The sequence below is a fragment of the Planotetraspora silvatica genome (assembly GCF_016863315.1).
Taxonomy (GTDB): Bacteria; Actinomycetota; Actinomycetes; order Streptosporangiales; family Streptosporangiaceae; genus Planotetraspora; species Planotetraspora silvatica.
The window spans coordinates 1-17,443 of the sequence record NZ_BOOQ01000063.1 but is presented as its reverse complement, the minus strand read 5'-3'; the positions used below and the strand labels follow the sequence as shown (position 1 = coordinate 17,443).

The following is a 17,443-nucleotide window of genomic DNA, read 5'->3' as shown; positions in this document are numbered from 1 at the left end:
TGTCACAGCCGGCAGGACCCGTCGGAGCACTCAAGCTCCCTCGCCGGGCTGCTGAATGTGGTGTCGCCATCGACCGCACGGAGTACCGGCGTCGTCGCCGTGCTCCAACCGGGAAGAAACGCCGAGAACCGGCCGGCAGCACCACCCGCGACGAACAGGTGGATGTCGTCCGGGGTGAACACGATCGGCAGACGCTGCCCAGACCGACGCGGATACCATTTCGGCAGGTTCCGGTTATAGGTGACCCCGCCGGGCGGGGCGTAACGGTTGCCGTAGCTCACCTCGTCCCACGAGTTCATGCCGGTGAACCACAGGTAGCGGCGGACGTCGTCCCTGGTCCATCCGTGCGAGGCGATCGTGCGGGCGTGCTCCACTCCGATGACCACCGTGCATGAGCCACCCAGCACTGCGTTGTTGTGCGCGATCGTGGCCATGGCCGAGGCGATGCTGTCCAGGATCCCTTGCGGATCATCGGAGACGTGATTTGTCACGCTGTGTGGAGCCTCAGCGGCGATCACCAGGACGGTGCTGTCGTCGGGCATGTAGCCGTGCTCGACGTGATAGGGCGCCCAAGGGCTGGCTTTCTCGTTCTCCGCGATGCAGTAGGTGTACTTTCCCGGATGCCCCAGGGTGCTCTTATCGAGTTCGCCGGGAATGCCGCCGCCGACACTGAGCATGATGAGCCGAAGGGCCCGCCCGACCGTTGCGTTGGCCCGGTTGCCCGAGCCGAACACATTCCCGCCCGAATTCATGCCGATCCGGCGTGCGATCGGCCCGTTGACCACGACCAGCGGTGCGACCACGTGAGTGGTCGCCTGGATTCCGTTGAGGTTGAATCGGGCGTCGCACATCGCCAGCGCTGCGGCACGGACCACCGGGGCGTACTCCGGCTTACAGCCGGCCATCACCATGTTCACCGCCAGCAACTCCCGGGTGAGGCTGCCCCACCGTGGAGGAACACGGGCCTCCAAGTGCTGGGGCTCACCACCCAGGGTCTCGACTACCGCCGCCACCCGATCCGGAGTGGGCGGCACGACCGGCAACCCGTCGCTCCACGGCTGCTCGAAGTAGCGCTCCACCAGATCGAGGTAATCGGTGGGCGATTCGATGAGAGTCATCTTGGTCCCGCCTCCTGCACCTATGTGGACTGACGCAAACTCAGACTAAGCAGCGGCTACATGTAATGTCCAAGACATATTGGGTCATGCAATATATACTGTGGATATGATGGAGTTGGACATGCGGCTGCTGCGGTACTTCGTCACCGTCGCCGAGGAGCGTCACTTCGGGCGTGCGGCGCAGCGCCTGCATATCGCCCAGCCACCCCTGAGCCAGCAGATCCGTAAGCTGGAGCGCCAGCTCCAAGTTCAGCTCATCGACCGGTCACGCCGACCGATCGAGCTCACCGACGCTGGTCAGGCGCTCTTCGAAGAAGGCCGCTTGGCTATCACCCACAGCGAACGAGCGTTCGCAGCCGCCCGCCGAGCGGCCAGCGGCCACCTTGGCCACCTGCGCATCGGCGCACTGCAGGCCGCCGTCGACGGAGTCGTCCCCTACGTCATGCGCGAACACCGCCGGGAGTTTCCCGACGTCAAGCTCGACATTGTCGAACAAGGCACCGCACAGCAGGTCGCTCAACTCCTCGAACACCGGCTGGATATCGGATTCCTCCGCGGCCCGATCGACGAGCCCGGCCTGGCCGTCGAGACCCTCATCGAAGACCCGCTCGCGGTCGTCGTCCCGGACGAACATCCACTCGCGAACAAGGCCCAGATCGCCGCCGCCGACCTTGCCCAAGAGCCGCTCATCCTGTGGACGCGCGCCGCGGCCCCGACCACCTATGCCGATATCGTCGAACTTTTCCGCATACACGACATCCAGCCACCGGTCGCCGACGAATCACCCCGGATCCAAACCATCCTGGCGCTCGTGGCCGCCGAGATCGGGATTGCTCTGCTGCCCACGTCGTTCATGAATCTCGGCCGCCACGGCGTTCGATTCGTTCCTGTGCGCCCGCCGCTACCACACCGACCGCTTGCTCTCGCCTGGCGTACCGAAAACCCTTCGGCCACGCTCGCCGCGTTCATCACCGTCGCTCGCCGCACTGCGCCCCGTTACCTCGAAGGCCTCACCCAGCGCAGCACCGATCCCGTGCCGCACAAAAATGGATCGCTACGTTGACCCCGGCTCGACCTCGGCGATCCGCAGGGGAAGCCCACTGAGGGCCGACAGTGCTTGAAGGTTGCCGGCGTGCTGGTGCGCCTTGCCGGAGTACCAGGCGCCGGAAACCGGCGAGAGCAAACCCAAGTGGGTCGGCGGTTTCGCCACGGAAGACGACGCCAAGGCCGCCCGGGACGAAGCGCGGGTGAACTCCCGGAGGGGCGAGTACGTCGACCGGAACGAGATCACTGTCGGCGAGTACCTCGACATGTGGATCGAGGACCACGCCATGGAGATCAAGCCGGGAACGCTTGAGGACTACCGGATCAGCATCCGCCTCTACATCAAGCCGTACATCGGTAACACCAGGCTCCAGGCGGTTCGCCCCTCCGTGATCACCAAGCTGTACCGGGATCTGCTCGCCCAGGGCGGGCGTGGCAAGAAGCCGCTCGCGGTTTCGACCGTCATCCACACTCACGCGATCCTTCGCCGGGCTTTCCGTGATGCCGTCCTAGTCCACGAGTACCTGAGCAGTTCCCCCGTCGAAAAGGCCAAGCGCCCCCGCACGGATGCAAAGGAACCCGGAATGATCTGGTCGGCCGGCCAACTCCGAACCTTTCTGCAACTGGCTCGATCGCATCGGCTCTATGCCTTCTTCCATCTGGCCGCCTACACGGGCGCCCGGCGCGGTGAGCTTCTCAACCTGCGATGGGCTGACGTCGATCTGGAGGGGAAGCAGGTCACCGTCAAAGGCTCGACAGGCGTGGTCGATGGTGAGCACATCGCGGGCACAACCAAGAGCGGTCGGACGCGGGTGGTCACGATCGACGAAAGAACGGTGACCGTGCTGCGAGAGCACCTTGCAGCGCGGGAGGTGGAAAGGCGCCGGATCGGTGATGCCTGGAAGGTCGAAGACAACGGCCATATCTTCACCACCGCATGGGGCGGCCCGATCTACCCGACCACCGTGACGGCGCTGCCGGGCAAGCTCATCAAGGCGTACAACGAGCCTGCGGACAAGGGGCGGACCCCCGCCGAACTCCTGCCCTACGCCCGTCTGCACGATCTCCGCCACATCCACGCGACGACGCTGCTCCTGGCCGGCGTCCCGGTCCATGTGGTCGCGGCTCGACTAGGACATGCCGATCCGGCGATCACACTCCGCGTATACGCCCACGTGATCCGCTCAGCTGAAGCTGCCGCCGCAGATATGGCAAGGGTGTTAGCAAAAGGCCCCCTCGGATCATCCGAGAGGGCCTCTGAGCTGGAGCCGCCTAAGGGAATCGAACCCTTGACCCCTTCATTACGAGTGAAGTGCAAGCCCCTCGTAGATGACTCGCCATCCTGCTCAATCGGTAGATGCGGGTTGGTGGAGTGTGATCGCGTGAGGGGCTGTTGCTGTACTCACTGCTGTACAGCAGTTACTGGTATGCCTGGCAGCCTTGCCGAGGACTTCACGCGCGAAGGAGACGATGACGTGGCTGGTTGGTCTGCAATGGGCGGTACTCACGAGTTCTTCGTACCTGATGACCATCACGCACGGGAATTGGCACAAGCGTTGGCGGCGCATGGATTCGCCCGAGTCACTGCTTGGCCATCACCCCAAGGGGTCTGGAGGGTGACTGCCCTCGACGAGGGACCGTATCCCGTCGACGCCACAGGTCACCGCATGATCGACGCAGTCGCCCGCGCCGCCGCCGCCGTCGCCCGCAAGCACAGCGGCTACCCACAGGGTGGAAGCCGCTGCGACGTCAGCATGCTGCCCGCCCTCCACAACGCCGATGTTCCGATCGTCTGCACCAACCCAGGCGCACACCCCCCGACCCCTGCCGTCGTGGTCGTCGCCCCGCCACCACCAGCACCGCTGGCGTTGACTCCCGACACCGCACAGGACGTGCCTATCGACCTGTCCGGACTGGACGACATCCCATGGGCCGACCTGGCGCACGCCCACGGTTCCGCCGAGGACATCCCCGAACTCTTGCGCGCACTGGCAGATCCGTTCGGCGACTGGAACCCGACCCTCGACGAACTATTCGGCGACAACCTCCTGCATCAGGGGTCCTGCTATTCGGCCACCGCGCCCGCGCTGCCGTTCCTCACGCGCATGATCGTCTCTGGGGCCCTCCCCGCCAGACAGCGACTCGACCTTTATGTATGGCTCCTCATCGCGGCCGACCGATGGGCCGACAGCCTGCTCGGCGACGCCGACCGCGCCGTGGTCCAGGGCGGCCTACCTATACCTGCGACATGGACGGAGGACGTTCACCTCGTCGTCGGCGACCAACTGTCGAGGCTCCTGTCGCAATGGGAGACAGAGCCGCCCGCGGTGAGATTCGTGCTGGCCTGCCTGGCAGCGCTCTATCCCCACCATGGACGGCGGATCGGCGACCAGATCACCCACATGGCGCAGAAGTTCCACGGCACTCAACCAGGCGCGTACCTGCTGTTGGCCGAAGCGCTTGTGCACACCGACGACGACCGGGCCTTGGCTGTCGCGACGGACATCATCGCCTGGGAAACCAACCATGACCCCGGCTGGCTGGATGCAGCCGGCGTCACCATCCCGGCCAAAGCAGGTCACGTCCTCACGGACGGCGCACTGCGCGCCCTCAGCACCACCGACTAACGCGATCATCCGACGCTATGGGCTAGCGGTTTCAAGAACACTGCGAGTCGCCCCGCCGCGTAGCCACTCACCTGGGATTACGCTTCGAACTGCCGCACAGCGATAGATGATCATCCCGCACATATCCCGCGCGGACGCGTCGATCACCCTAGCCATTAGGTGGCGAGCACACCCGGAGAGGAGGGCCCCAGGCCCAAGCACCTCCTGGGCACCCCGGACTCGACGACTCGACCCTGTCCCGTATGCGATCATCGTTGGATGACAACGAGAAAGGCTCATGGTCGCTGACTGCCGGCTCGCGCTGCACGCGACCCTTCCCGACCGCTACGCCCGTTATGAGGTCCTGGCCTCGACCATCGACCACTGCGGCCGGCTCGCCGCCCTGGTTGCCGACCCCGCCCAGGGCTTCACCCCTATCCCGCACTTCTCCAAACTCCGGCCGCCCCCGCGCTACGACGCGACCGCCGTCATCTGCGACGGAGCCGAGATCCGCGAGATCCCGCTGACAGATCTCGACCCATGGTTCACCCACATCGACACCCTCGGCGACGGCATCGTGCTGGCCACCGCCCGCTGTGAGCCCGTGGGCATCGACTTCAAGCGCCGCCGGGAACCGATTTCCGAGGCCGAACTACGCCTCACCGACAACGTCCAGGTGATCGACGGAGGCGGACAGACCCGGTCCGCCTTCTACGCCGGTGACGGCATCGAACAGCTCATGACGGATGCCCAGGGCAACATCTGGACCAGCTATTTCGACGAGTCGAACTACTGGTCCACTAACCCGGACGGCACCCGCTCCTACACTTTCATGATCGGCTTAGCGCGCTGGGACAAAAACGGTGGCCCGCCCTGAATGGCGCCGTCCCACACTCCAGGCGTCGACTGGTGCGACTGCTATGCACTGAATGTCGGCCGTGACATGGTCCACGCCTGCCCCTACACCGACTTTCCGCTGATCGAGATCGACGCTAACGGCGTCCGGAGCGTCACACCGAACCCCGTCACGCGATGCAGCGGCTTGGCCGTCTCCGGTCCTGAGCTTGCCTTCCTCGATCAGCACCGAGCACGCGGCGGGTTCCGCTGGGACATCCGCAGAGCCCGCCGGCAGGGCGGAGCCATCACCGAGACGGAACGCGAACACCTGCTGCTACCAGGCGACCGGCACCCGACCGGCTGGGCACGGGGAAAGATCGGCAGAGGCGGAACGCTGTGGGTGCATGAGGACGGAGATCCACGGCGTTGGTATCGCTATGAGGTGGACGCCTAAATCAATCCAGAGTCCATCGGCGCAACGAGAGCGCCCCGGAGCGCTGATCATTTCGGGGCGCTCTCGTTGATCAATGCAGGTACTGACGGACGGGGTCGAACTGCCGACCGCCCGCTTTTCAGGCGGACCAATCACCCTGCTCAGACGGAGGAAAGCGTGGTCAGAGGGGTGTGGGCGGTAGCCGACATGTGCTCGTGTGTGGGGACGCTGCTGTCACCTCGGCCATGGTCACCGATGGCAAGGCCCGACGGAGGAGGGCCGCGGCAGCGATCGCCCCAGCGCCATATGGCGAGTGCCGACGTCCGCGATCATCGCGGCCTCTGCACAACATCTCACACGTCACCGGGCTACGCGGCGACGTAAGACCGCTCCAGCTTTAGACGGGCCCGTCGACCACCGTCAGGAGGGCGGCGGTAATGCTGATTAACGCCTTCGCCTCGTCCATGCTGTACTTGAACGCCGAGGTGACGGCGTCTGCGTGTACCGATCCGCTCGCCTGATCCTCGACGGCCCCGCGGATAGCTGCCCACCGCTCGTCCTTCCCACGCAGACGGTGGTCCTTGTTGAGCGGCCACGTCCAACCACTGCGAAGCCGGATCCACTCAAGGGCGCGCCGCGCATCCAGAATCGCACCATCGATGTCGTCCTCAAGAAGCCGACGCTGGGCGGACCGCAAGTGCTGTGCCGGCTCGGCCCGTGGGGCGTCCTCCAACGGAAATGGCACGCGCATCTCAAAGGCTACAGACGGACCGAGAGCGTTGATCTGGTCAACCCAGCGGCTCCTGGCGACACTGAAGTGGAGCACTTCCGTCGTGCTGCCGGGGTAGCCGATTGCCTGCGGCAAGGTTCCCACCACCTCCAACTGCATGCGAAGGTCTCCATCTCGGGCCTCGTTAATCGCATGGAGCTGGGCTGAGGTAAGGATGAATTTCAGGGTGCGACGCTCGATGCCGATCTCCGGGGTAAACGGCACCATCTCCGTTACACGGCTGAGGAGCATCCGGTACGACCCATGGGTGCCGTAGAGGTCGGCTTGAAGGGCAAGCAACCTGCCGACCTTCTGGTCAACCGGAGCCTTGACCTCTAGACCCAGTTGCAAGCAGATCGTGCCCATGCTCTTAAGGAGTAGGACACTCTCCTCCTGGACGTCGAGAGCGAAGTCCCCGACTCCGACATCGAAGCGCATAACGATCACGGCTAGTTCCTCCTGAGTAAGCCTGGATAATTCTTCACCAGCCGCCGTCTCCGGTCCCTTGATTTGTGGCAACCTCGGACGCTGGCCGTTCTCGAGTACTGGCCCGATGAGGCTCTATCTCCCGTGGATGGCGCCCGCTCAGTCGGGTAGTTCCGCCGGAACTGGGTGACTACACCAGCCTGTGCGAGCAGCGACGAACGGGCACGGCGCGAGTCCTCAGGGTCTAAGCTCCGCCTCAAGTTCCGTGTAGCGGTAAAAGCTCGGCTCAGGCTCTAGGCTCCGGACCTCCTGCAGAAATTGCGCCCAGACAGCATGATCGCTGGCGTGCAAGTGAGCGGTCGCGCGAAACAGCTCCACAGACAGCATGAGCATCCCCCCGGCGGTACGGCACTGGGCATTGGACGACCACGCCGACAGCAACGTTTCCAGCACCTCGACAGTCAGCAATGGCCCGTAGGGGATCACGGCCGTCCGGGTAAATTCTTCGGCCTGCCGCCAACCTGCGGCCTCCTGCAACAGACCCGGTACCCAGTCCAGAAAGTAGGGAGCGATGTGCCGGGCCATGACCTGGGCTCGGTTGCTGACCCACAGGGCGGCGACCGTGGACTCCAGACTGGGCAGTAGCGCACGAGCCTGAGCGCTACGCACTACCGACAGAGCCTCAGCACCTTCTGGCTCCAGCGCGTCATAGAAAGAGGGCGGGACCAGGCCCGCGGCAAGTTCCTCGACACGGATAGCGAGCGGCGAGTCGACCAGGTCCCAAAAGGCGTCCAGCTCAGCCAGGCGGGCGACAGCACGCAGCTGGACCTGACCCTCAGCACGGCGCAACCGGTCCAGGGACTTGGTCAGAGCAGCTGCCACCATAGCCCTGTCCCCATTAGCGAATGCGCCAAGGCAGACGGCCATACGGTTGGCGAGTATCGGTGGCGCGATCTCCGCCGGACCTGGCAACTCGGCCAGCGCGTGCTTGGCCGCCAGGTCGACGATCCGGCGCCGAGCCGCGGGCCGGACCCGGTTGAAGAAGGTCGCCAGCAGGTGGGTGGGACGAGCCGAGAATAGGGGCTCGGCCACATGAGCCATAAAGTCGTCGATCACCTTGCGGCCCTGAGCGGGCGGATGGATCAGCAGCCCGTCCAGCGCGATCGCCATGTGTGCGCGGGCACTCTCCGGCAGCGGCTGGTAGGTCTCGCCCAGGCGGCGTAGGGACGGGTGGACGCACAGGTGCCGATCCTGGCGAAGCCGGTCCAGTTCGCGAGCGGCGATGGTGTCGATGAGTTCCAGCTTCGCCGCAGTGTCCAAGATAGTGCGCTCGATGGCTTGCATGGCGGCGATGCCCTCGCCCGCAAGACCGGCTGCCTGGGCAGTTTCCAACTGGGTACGGAAGTCCTTGGCGTCGCCTTCTCCCTCGTCGGCCAACCGCACGATCTTCTCGGTTAGATCGGCCACGACAGCGATCCACGTCTGGCCAATGGCCGCCCTGACGGCGCCAGCGTTGTAGCAGCGCAATGCCTCCTGTATTAGGGGACGGACGTCGGGATTCCAGACGTGATGCATCTGCCCTTCCAGGTCCAGCACAGCGCGATCCTTCCGCATTGGGTGACGAATTAGCCGAGCATGGCTGACGCACCGCAGTGCCCGCCAATGCATTTCCTCACCGACGAGACCCGCCGCCGTTAGCCGCGCTGTCCCAAGCCATGCTCGTCAGCGAACTTCCCGGCCCACAACCGGGACGCCTCGTCGAGCTGCTTTCAGCGCGCTCTCGGTCCGCCAACCAGGTCACGACCAGGACGACGGCAGACCCCTGTTGCCAGTCAGCGAACACCACAGCAGTGATAGGTGAAGGACGTTGCTGACCTGCTCTGATCGTCCGTGAACTTCCATCAGTGTCCAGCCGCGACCACGAGCGTCGTCACGCAGTTGGTCACGCATCCGGCCTCGACATTTGTCGCCTCTAGTGTGTACGCATTCTGCGATTTGGGCTCGTGCTGCAGTGGGGTGTGGATGTTGCATCGGTCAAATCTGATCCATACGGGATGGATCTGGGAGGAAAACACGAGAGTTTTCTGTGAAGTTCTCGCGTGGCTGGTCGGCTATGCATTCGATGATCTTGACTGGATGGCGGTCGGTACTGCCCTGCCGGATACGGACGATGAGGATGAGGGGCGCTGGTACAGCTACCCCTTGGTGGGTGCCAAGGCCACACTCGAACTGAGGCTGGCACAGGCGGTGGGCGGTTTCGAATTGTCCTTCGAGGTGCTTGGTTCTGCCGATGAGGTTCTATCTGCACAGATCCAGCTCGCGGGGGACATGGCAGCTCAGTATGTGATCACGAGCCGGGCTGGCCTAATGCTTTGACAGTGGGCGAGTCTCCGGGTGGTCACTCAAGATCAGATCAGCTATGCGGGCGAGCCTGGCAACGTAGCTCCGCCCCTCTTGTCCGCGAAGTTGTGAGAGGAGAGTCCGCAGATCGCGGGCGCAATCGCTGATGATCCGGAGCTGATCGGCTCCCAGGACACCTCGACGACTGCCTACATAGCTGGTCACACATCCTGCCAAGTAGGCATCCAGCAGCATGAAGGGCCGGCCGAAGACCTCCGCCTCCCGGAGATCATCAGGTTCGAACGCACCGAGGTGCTCTGCCCAGAGAACCGAAACCTCGTCGAACGTCGACTTATCCATGTGTTCCATCGTGTAGCGCCTGTCGCCGACGGCCTGCGGTCAGTACAGATGCAGGCTCTGAGCCTCCCACGCCCGTGACGCCGTTATCCATGATGAGCCTCCTCCTCCAGGAGACAGACGTACTCAGTGATGGCCGATGCGGGAACGAGGCGTGTCCGCCCCTGTGTCACCGAACGCAGCCGACCCGATCGGATCTGTTCGTAGATCACGCTGCGGCTCAAACTGAGCAGGTACATCGCATCGGTGATGCGGTAGAGCGCTCGGTCTCCGGATGCTCCGGCCGGCTTCATGCCTGTGACCTCCCTGTCTGTTAGAGCCCGGTGCGTGCGAGCGTCCAGGCGCCCATGCCCTCGACCCGGACGAGGAAGGTCCCATCGGGGAGGGTGTTTTCTGCTGTTGATCTGTCGATCTCGTTGGCCAGCAGGCTTTCGTTGCCGTCGCCGTCGTAGCCGTACACGGTGAAATTGCCGCTGCCGGTGAATTTCGAGGTGATCGTCTGGAACCCCGAACTGCTCGGGTTCAGGATGAGGACGTCATCGCCCTTGCCGGCCGCTTTGGTCGTGGACCACTGACGTGCGGTGGTGACAGGTTTGATGGCGATCGTCCAGGGCCCGTCCGCTTCTACCTTCAGCGCGACGGTTTCCTCGCCGTTGATGTTCATGAGCCGTGTGCCCTTGTGACTGCCGATGTCGTTGGCGAGCAGATCTTGTTCGTCGCCATCGGGGCCGATGCTCCAGACAGCGAAGTTTCCGGATCCCCGCGCGGTGGAGGTGACGAGACGGATCTCATCGGTCCGCTGGATCCGGACGACTCGGCTGCCGGTGCCCTTGTAGGTCTTGGGCTTCGGCTCCGGCTTAGCGGCAGGTGTCGGATCTGCAGCCTCTTCTGTCGCGGCATCTCCGGCGGGGGTTTCGTCGACCGCTGTCGGCGGGGCGGTAGCTGCCGCGGCCTGCTTCGTCGGTGGCGAGGTCACCGCGGCGGGCAGGTTGCTGACTGCGGTCGCCACCACGGTCACGCAGCTCACCAGCAACAGGAACGGCACCACGACCACCAGTAGCCAGAAGATGGGGCCCTTACGCTTCCTGGGTTGCGGAGGAGGCGGTGGGAACGTTCCAGGCTGACCATAGGCGTGCTGCCAGCTGGCCGGCTGGTGGCTAGGGCCCTGGGGCGGTTGTCCGGCGTGGAAGTGGTCAGGTCCCGGATCGTGCGCCATTTGGTGCTCCTGTGCTGGGGGTGTCTGCGGAGATAGGACGCAAGGCCCATGCGGAGGGTTTGCGTCCGATGCCAAAGCGTTAGCGCTTGGAGCGACGTCAAAATGAGCCACACGATCATGTCCGCGACCCGCAATCGGGCGCTCGATCTGGCTGGTGCCCTCGTAGATCTGGGTGATCTCCGCCGCACCCCTAGGCTACCTGCGGAAACTCCTGGATCTTGCCGTTGACCAGGGCATACGCTTGCCGTGGCCTTCCGTTGATTGCCGCTGTGTTCGGCGCTCTCACGGAACGGCCACGGAACAGGCCATGATCAGAAGGGGCTCATGACGCTCCCCAAGAAGGGCTCTCGCCTCATCACCGTAAGTGTGAACTGTGCCGGGATTGATGGAGCCCACCGCTCCCGGTTCGGTGTCGAGCCGATCTGCCGGGTCCTGCAGGCCGCGCCCTCGACGTACTACGCAGCCCGCACCCGGCCTCCGTCCCCACGAGCGTAGTGCGATGAGCAACTCAAGGCGGAGATCACCCGTATCTACCAGCGCGGAGGTAGTGCCTCCCGCTATAGGTCCGGGGTCGGAGGCGGCGTCGGTGTACGGCCGCCGCGTCGCCCCGGTAGCAGCGCCCACCCTGGGTCCGTGGCCGGTATACCTGTTGAAAAACACGAAGAGAGCCGGAGAGATCACGAGTAGGCTCTTTGTCCCCCCACCTTCAGCGAGGTCCAGGTTGGCGACATCTCAGGTCTTCGAATGGTCACGTCCGGAGTGGACCGTGGCCGACCTACAGGCTGGGCTCGATGGATCGCCCTACTCCATCCCCGCCCTCGCTGAGAGGGGCGACCGTGTTCAGGCGCTGCTCGACAACATCAAGGCCATCACGTCTGCGGCGATCGTCGCCCGGCAGGAGCTCATCCGGAATCTCAAGGGGCTAGAGAAGTCCCTCCGCCGAGCCCACAGGGTGCAGGAACTGCATGAGAGCAACCGCGTTGAGGGACTCGGGCCCGAGCTACTCGCACACACCTACGAGATCTTGAGCGGCAAGACCGCGTCGGACATCGAAAACGAGTTGGGCCGGTTCGCAATCACGCAGTCACTCCATGCGGACGCGAGGACCCGTGAGGTTCTCCAGATTCACGGCGCGAAACTGCTGGCGGACATCGTCATGCGGGACGCCGACCGGCAGTTCACCGAGATGGATGTCCGGAATCTGCACCACATGGTCATGGGTGACCACCGCACGGCCGGCCGCTACAAGATCTACGTGAACAGCATCGCTGGGGCTGATCACGTCCCTTTCGCGCCGTCTGACACTCCCGGCGCCATGATGGAGCTGGTGGATTGGTACGCCCGCGTCCGGGAGAACCGCTCCCTGCCTCCGGTCCTGGCAGCCGCGGCCGTACATGCGTGGCTCGCTCACATCCATCCATTTGAGGACGGCAACGGCCGAGTTGCCCGCCTGCTCGCAAACATCATCGTCGGGGCTGCCGGTCTACCGCCTCTGATCATCAGGGTCGCCGGCGACCGCAACCGCTACCTCAACGCGCTCGCGATCAGCGACGAGGGCGGAGACCTGGCTCCGCTCAGCGGGGTCTTCATGCGCACCCTCAGGCGGTCCATCAAGGACATGCAGGACCCGAAGTGGGCGTTGAAGATCTTCGAACAGGAGATTCAGCAACGGGCCGAGACGTCGTACAGCCGGTGGAGGGACTCGTTCTTGCACTGGCTCGACGGCCTTGCCGCGAACTTGGCGCTTCACCGCTTGTACCTGCGAACCGACCCCGAAGAGATGATCGACCGCGACGGGTACAACCGGATCAAGTCCGGGACCAGGGAAGGACTCGTCATCGGGGGCATCGGCTCCGACTGGTATCCCAACTGCCGGGCATACCTTCTCCTCAACCCGGCCGAAGCCCTCTTCCGCTGGAGCCGCGGCGAACCCACTCTCTCCTTCCTCAAGTACGCGCCGCGGGCATGGTCAGAGACCGTCTACGCGCCGATGAAGAGCAGGGTCGTCGAGATCATCGTGCGTGAGAACTTGTCGGAGGGCGTCGTCCTCAGAGACACCAAGGGCAACCGAGGCATGTCTGCTGAAGCGGCAGCGAGCTTCGTGGCGGAACACCTCTCTCTGGATTTCCGCGACGGGCAGGCCCGGGCGCGCGTGCCCATCCTCCAACCGGCCCCCTACAGAGGCAGCGGCCTAGACAACATGGTGTGCCCGCGCCTGTCGCCCAGGACCAACCGTCACTCCTCGGACTGACGGCCCCAGGGGGCAGAAACCTGCCACCGCGACGCCCATCAGCGGCGGACGTGCGCGAGATGCTGCCTCCCGGCACAGCCCGCACACCTGCACGGGTCCGGCCTGCGCAGCTCCCCCGCCCCGGCGGCCGCGGTCAGCGCCTGACCCTCCGGTGAGTTCGCGAACACCACCAGCTGCTTGAAGCCGTCGGAGTCGACCAGCTGCTCCGCGGCGGCGACGAGAGGTGACCGGAGCAGGCTGACCCCGCCCGTTGGCCTGGGCTAGGCCAGGCCGGGAAGTGGGTTCGAGAGGGACTTCGCAATCCCTAGAAGAAGTTCGACGCTCTCGCGAAGGTTGTCGTCGGATAGAGCGTTGTGTGGGTTTTCCGGGTGATGGATCATGTTGCGAACGGCGGTAGGCAGGGTCGTCGTCTCGTGGGTCACCGTGCCATCCGACTTCATCTTCGTGTAGGGCGTCGCCCGGGGAAGTCCGTGGCCCGCGAGCCAGGTGTCGAATGCGCTCACTGCGGTCACGCCTGCGTGATCCTGTAGGCGCCCAAACAGCATGGTGTGGTTGATGATGAAGGTCCGCCGATCGATGCCAGTCAGATCCTCGACTGTTACCCACCCGCTGTCGACCAAGTCTTGATGGTGCCATCGGAGTGGTAGTGAGCGACTCTCGACGCGATCGGCAAGCACCCGGAGGGTGAGTGCGAAGTCAAGGCCAGCGATGAAGTCCTTAAGCAACGCCCCGTCCGTGTCCCATGCAGCGAGCAGGTTCACCACGAACGCTCTGAAGTCCCAGACGTACGGTTCCAAGTCCGCCGGCGTGAGCGAGGCAAAGTCGACGCTGGTAAGAGCACTGCGGAAGTCTGCGAAGGTGAGGCGCAAGTCGGCCGTGCGGTTCCAGCGTGCCACGGCGTCGTCGAACTTCGTCTTCGTCTCCTGCTGGGAGTAGCCGAGATGACGGAGCCGGAAGTAGGCCTCGTTCAAGGTTGTCTGGAACCCGGGCTTTGTCTCGATGACATCGTTGGCGTACAGGTACTCGACGTCCGTGAGGCTCCCTGGCGGAAAGAGCCAGAAGTGGCTCTTCCAGGACCGGTTCTTGCCCCAGTCGATGTCAATGCCGTTCAGCGACAGCGTGATTGCGGTGCCCACGGCCAAATCCTTGCATCGCGTCTAGATCTCGGCTACTACGCTGCGCTACGCCCGGAGGCCGCAGCTCTACGACTGGAGAACTGTACGCTGCCGGAGTCGGGCTGGGGCCTACTCGTCCTGGAGCGCGCCCGTCCCCAAGCGACCAAGCGGTGGACGAATTCCGGGGAGATTCACGAGTCGCGACGGCTAAAGCATCGGGCGGAGAAGGAAACTCGAGAGATCCCTATCCCGCCCGCCCTAGTGGCCGCTCTCCGCGAACACGTCGATGCGTACGGCACAGCAACGGACAGGAGACTGTTCCGCACTGGGAAGGAAGGAACTTACTCCAGTTCTGCCCATGCCTACGTCTGGCTGGAAGCGCGGAAGCTGGCTCTGACTCCGGAGCAGGTGGGCTCGCCATTGGCGGCGCGTACCTATGATCTCCGGCATACGGCGCTGTCGCTCTGGCTATACGCTGGTGTTCCGCCCGCTGAGGTGGCCAAACGTGCCGGCCACAGCGTCGATGTGCTACTCCGCGTCTACGCCAAGTGCATAGATAGTCAGCAGCACCGTATCAACGGCAAGATCAACGATGCTCTCGATGGGTAACAACGCCCTAAGGCGTGTCCCATAGATCATGATGCTGGATCGTGGAGTCAGATTCTGATCGATGCGACGTCGACGGTGCCTTGGTAGATACGTTGGCGTTTGTCAGTGCGTAAGGCCACAGCCCGGTGGCTCTTTCAGCTTGCCGATGCACCGCTCGGCGGTGTTGCGCTCCTTGTACCGCTCGGCATCGAAGATGGGCGGTCGCCCGCCTTACTGCTCCGATTGAGGCGGTTGGCCCGCTGATCCTTCTTGATCGGGATGACTGCCTTGATGCCGCGCCTGCGCAGGTAGGCATGGTCTCTGCAGGTGCAGATCCAATCAAAGTGGTCGACTCAGTTGGTGCGGCTTGGCTGTCGGCCTTGCGAGTTCGCGCAAGTCTGCTCCACGTCGACTTCGTGAACGGAAGTGCTTGATCGTTCCACCATCTCTTGAGGTGTGGCGCAGCCTTCTCCGCAGCCTTGATGACACCAAGAAGAACCAGGTCACCGAGCAACTCCTCGAGTTCCGAGCGCTTCCGTGCTCGGGAATCCGACGCATACTCATCGACGTTGACACAGACCGGCGGCGATTCCGTTAGTGAATCTGCCTTGTTCTCGTCCTTCAAGAAGATCTCGGCATGTCCCAGCTTGTTGGTGTCAGGGCCACGCGTGAGTCCACGGTGAGCACCAGCGGTCTTTCTTGATTTTGAAAGATCAGCTCCCTTTGGAACTCTAACAATAGCGTCGTATTCGTCGTATTCGCTGCTAGCCATTTGCCACCTTCAGCCTGCGGGAATGCACGACAGATGTCGACTCGAACGGAGCTGGTCTTCCGGCTCGCCCAAGCCATGCACACGCTGCCGCTCGGCGAGCGCGATCATACGCCGGCGATACGCAGTCCACAGGTCTTCGACTGAATCGGACAAGCGGAAGCGCTCGCGCACGGCATGGAAGAAGAGTTCCCGATGTGGGAGGCCATCGCGGTTCAGGTTGAGCAGCCAGTCGACGCCCTCCAAGCCCAGGCCGCGGTCGGCGAACTTCTCGGCCCACAGCACGAATGCGGCGTCGAGATCAATGAGGGTGTTATCAAGGTCGAATAGGGCCAGGCGCTGCACGAGCCTCAGCCTAGGGAGGATCAGTGAGGCTGCCTACCGCGGGAACGTCCCGGCACTTCCATGTCGAGAAAGGGCCTGTGACATGGGCGAACGTGGCCAGGACTGGTTCGCATATGGTTCGCGATCATTGACCTACGGCTGCATATGGCTGCTCTCAGCTGCCTAAGCCAGGATGCACCTCAAGAGAGAATCTGCAGGTCAGGAGTGGTATCGCAAGGTAAAAAAAGTGCCCCCGGCAGGATCCGAACCTGCGGCACCCGCTTTAGGAGAGCGGTGATACTTCGGGTCGTCTACTACCGTGACCTGCTAAGGCATCCCGTACAGTTGTTAGCGCGCCACTGATCATTTCGCGCCTATATCTCGTTCGGTTGCTACAACAGTTCGTTGAGGATGGGTGACAGGGCGGTGGGAGTAGTCGGGGAAGAGGCTGCACCTGCGGTTGAGCGACTCTTCGGGAGCCCCTAAGAGGTAGCCGCTGGGCAGGGGCGCTTGACCAAAGGGATAAGCCTTACGCGTCTGTTGCGCTAGAGGCCGAGAGAGTGGGCTGGCGGCAAATGCGGCCAGTCAGGTCCCACAGATCTTGAGATGATCCACGCCGGGAGCATACCGGGACCATTCCTCTGAGGTGAGTTCTCGATCGAGGATTGCGCAGGCGGCGTTCAGTGGTCGTGCGGCAATTCCGACGATGTCGGCCAGGTCCCACACGATCACGGTGCCGTCGTCGCCGCTGATGATCGCGGTGCGCCCATCGGGAGCCACCGCCACCGCGTTCACTGAGTAGGTGTCGCCTTTCAGGGTGGTCAGCCGGGCCGGGCGGGCGCGGTCGGCCAGGTCCCACACGATCGCGGTGCCGTCGTTGCCGCCGGTGATCGCGGTGCGCCAATCGGGAGTCACCGCCACCGCGGTCACTGAGTAGGTGTCGCCTTTCAGGGTGGTCAGCCGGGCCGGGCGGGTACGGTCGGCCAGATCCCACACGATCGCGGTGCTGTCGTCGTACCCGCCGGTGATCGCGGTGCGCCCATCGGGAGCCACCGCCACCGCGCGCACGGAGCCGGTGTCGCCTTTCAGGGTGGTCAGCCGGGCCGGGCGGGTACGGTCGGCCAGGTCCCACACGATCGCGATACCGTCGTACCCGCCGGTGATCGCGGTGCGCCCATCGGGAGCCACCGCCACCACGAGCACGGTGCCGGTGTGGCCTTTCAGGGTGGCCAACTTGGCCGGGCGGGCGC

Annotated in this window: 15 protein-coding genes; 6 read left to right on the top strand and 9 right to left on the bottom strand. The window is 64.0% G+C overall.

Going from position 1 to position 17,443, the window contains the following annotated elements:
- Nucleotides 1-2 precede the first annotated feature (2 nt).
- Complete coding sequence (locus Psi02_RS37695; protein WP_203980718.1) at nt 3-1,118, bottom strand: hypothetical protein; 1,116 nt, start codon at nt 1,116-1,118, stop codon at nt 3-5.
- Nucleotides 1,119-1,224: 106 nt separating this feature from the next.
- Here Psi02_RS37695 and Psi02_RS37690 point away from each other — a divergent pair, with 106 nt between their 5' ends.
- The 4 genes from Psi02_RS37690 to Psi02_RS37675 all read left to right on the top strand — a co-directional run bounded on the left by Psi02_RS37690 (nt 1,225) and on the right by Psi02_RS37675 (nt 6,059).
- Nucleotides 1,225-2,181, top strand: coding sequence for a LysR family transcriptional regulator (locus tag Psi02_RS37690; protein WP_203980717.1), 957 nt, complete (start codon nt 1,225-1,227; stop codon nt 2,179-2,181).
- Nucleotides 2,182-2,263: 82 nt separating this feature from the next.
- Nucleotides 2,264-4,789 (top strand): tyrosine-type recombinase/integrase, encoded by a 2,526-nt coding sequence (locus Psi02_RS37685; RefSeq protein ID WP_239095497.1) that lies wholly within the window; start codon nt 2,264-2,266, stop codon nt 4,787-4,789.
- A 277-nt stretch (nt 4,790-5,066) separates the two neighbouring features.
- Complete coding sequence (locus Psi02_RS37680) at nt 5,067-5,645, top strand: hypothetical protein (RefSeq protein WP_203980715.1); 579 nt, start codon at nt 5,067-5,069, stop codon at nt 5,643-5,645.
- Nucleotides 5,646-6,059, top strand: coding sequence for a hypothetical protein (locus Psi02_RS37675; RefSeq protein ID WP_203980714.1), 414 nt, complete (start codon nt 5,646-5,648; stop codon nt 6,057-6,059). It abuts the gene before it with no gap.
- Nucleotides 6,060-6,435: 376 nt separating this feature from the next.
- Here the strand turns inward: Psi02_RS37675 and Psi02_RS37670 are convergent, their stop codons facing one another.
- Nucleotides 6,436-7,254, bottom strand: coding sequence for a hypothetical protein (locus Psi02_RS37670; protein WP_203980713.1), 819 nt, complete (start codon nt 7,252-7,254; stop codon nt 6,436-6,438).
- Between the two features lie 216 nt (nt 7,255-7,470).
- Nucleotides 7,471-8,829 (bottom strand): hypothetical protein, encoded by a 1,359-nt coding sequence (locus tag Psi02_RS37665; protein ID WP_203980712.1) that lies wholly within the window; start codon nt 8,827-8,829, stop codon nt 7,471-7,473.
- Between the two features lie 294 nt (nt 8,830-9,123).
- Between Psi02_RS37665 and Psi02_RS37660 the strand changes: the two genes are divergently transcribed.
- A complete protein-coding gene (locus Psi02_RS37660; protein WP_203980711.1) occupies nt 9,124-9,609 on the top strand; it encodes a hypothetical protein in 486 nt (161 codons plus the stop codon).
- Here the strand turns inward: Psi02_RS37660 and Psi02_RS37655 are convergent.
- From Psi02_RS37655 to Psi02_RS37645, 3 genes are all read right to left on the bottom strand, one after another.
- Nucleotides 9,598-9,933 carry a hypothetical protein gene (locus Psi02_RS37655; RefSeq protein WP_203980710.1) on the bottom strand — a complete coding sequence of 112 codons (336 nt, stop codon included), beginning with the start codon at nt 9,931-9,933 and terminating at the stop codon, nt 9,598-9,600. The two genes, Psi02_RS37660 and Psi02_RS37655, sit on opposite strands and share 12 nt — an antisense overlap.
- An 83-nt stretch (nt 9,934-10,016) precedes the next feature.
- Nucleotides 10,017-10,223, bottom strand: coding sequence for a helix-turn-helix domain-containing protein (locus tag Psi02_RS37650; RefSeq protein ID WP_203980709.1), 207 nt, complete (start codon nt 10,221-10,223; stop codon nt 10,017-10,019).
- 20 nt (nt 10,224-10,243) lie between these two features.
- Nucleotides 10,244-10,978, bottom strand: coding sequence for an SH2 domain-containing protein (locus tag Psi02_RS37645; RefSeq protein ID WP_203980708.1), 735 nt, complete (start codon nt 10,976-10,978; stop codon nt 10,244-10,246).
- Between the two features lie 934 nt (nt 10,979-11,912).
- On the opposite strand from Psi02_RS37645, the gene Psi02_RS37640 reads away from it, so the two are divergent.
- The gene (locus Psi02_RS37640; RefSeq protein WP_203980707.1) at nt 11,913-13,397 is read left to right on the top strand and encodes a Fic family protein; all 1,485 of its coding nucleotides are present in this window, start codon (nt 11,913-11,915) and stop codon (nt 13,395-13,397) included.
- Between the two features lie 260 nt (nt 13,398-13,657).
- Here the strand turns inward: Psi02_RS37640 and Psi02_RS37635 are convergent, their stop codons facing one another.
- The 3 genes from Psi02_RS37635 to Psi02_RS37625 all read right to left on the bottom strand — a co-directional run.
- Nucleotides 13,658-14,533: a HEPN/Toprim-associated domain-containing protein gene (locus tag Psi02_RS37635; protein ID WP_203980706.1), complete on the bottom strand. Its 876-nt coding sequence runs from the start codon at nt 14,531-14,533 to the stop codon at nt 13,658-13,660.
- Nucleotides 14,534-15,881: 1,348 nt separating this feature from the next.
- The gene (locus tag Psi02_RS37630) at nt 15,882-16,214 is read right to left on the bottom strand and encodes an HAD family hydrolase (RefSeq protein ID WP_203980705.1); all 333 of its coding nucleotides are present in this window, start codon (nt 16,212-16,214) and stop codon (nt 15,882-15,884) included.
- A 564-nt stretch (nt 16,215-16,778) separates the two neighbouring features.
- Nucleotides 16,779-17,443: WD40 repeat domain-containing protein (locus Psi02_RS37625; RefSeq protein ID WP_373317753.1), on the bottom strand; the 665-nt coding region annotated here is incomplete at its 5' end.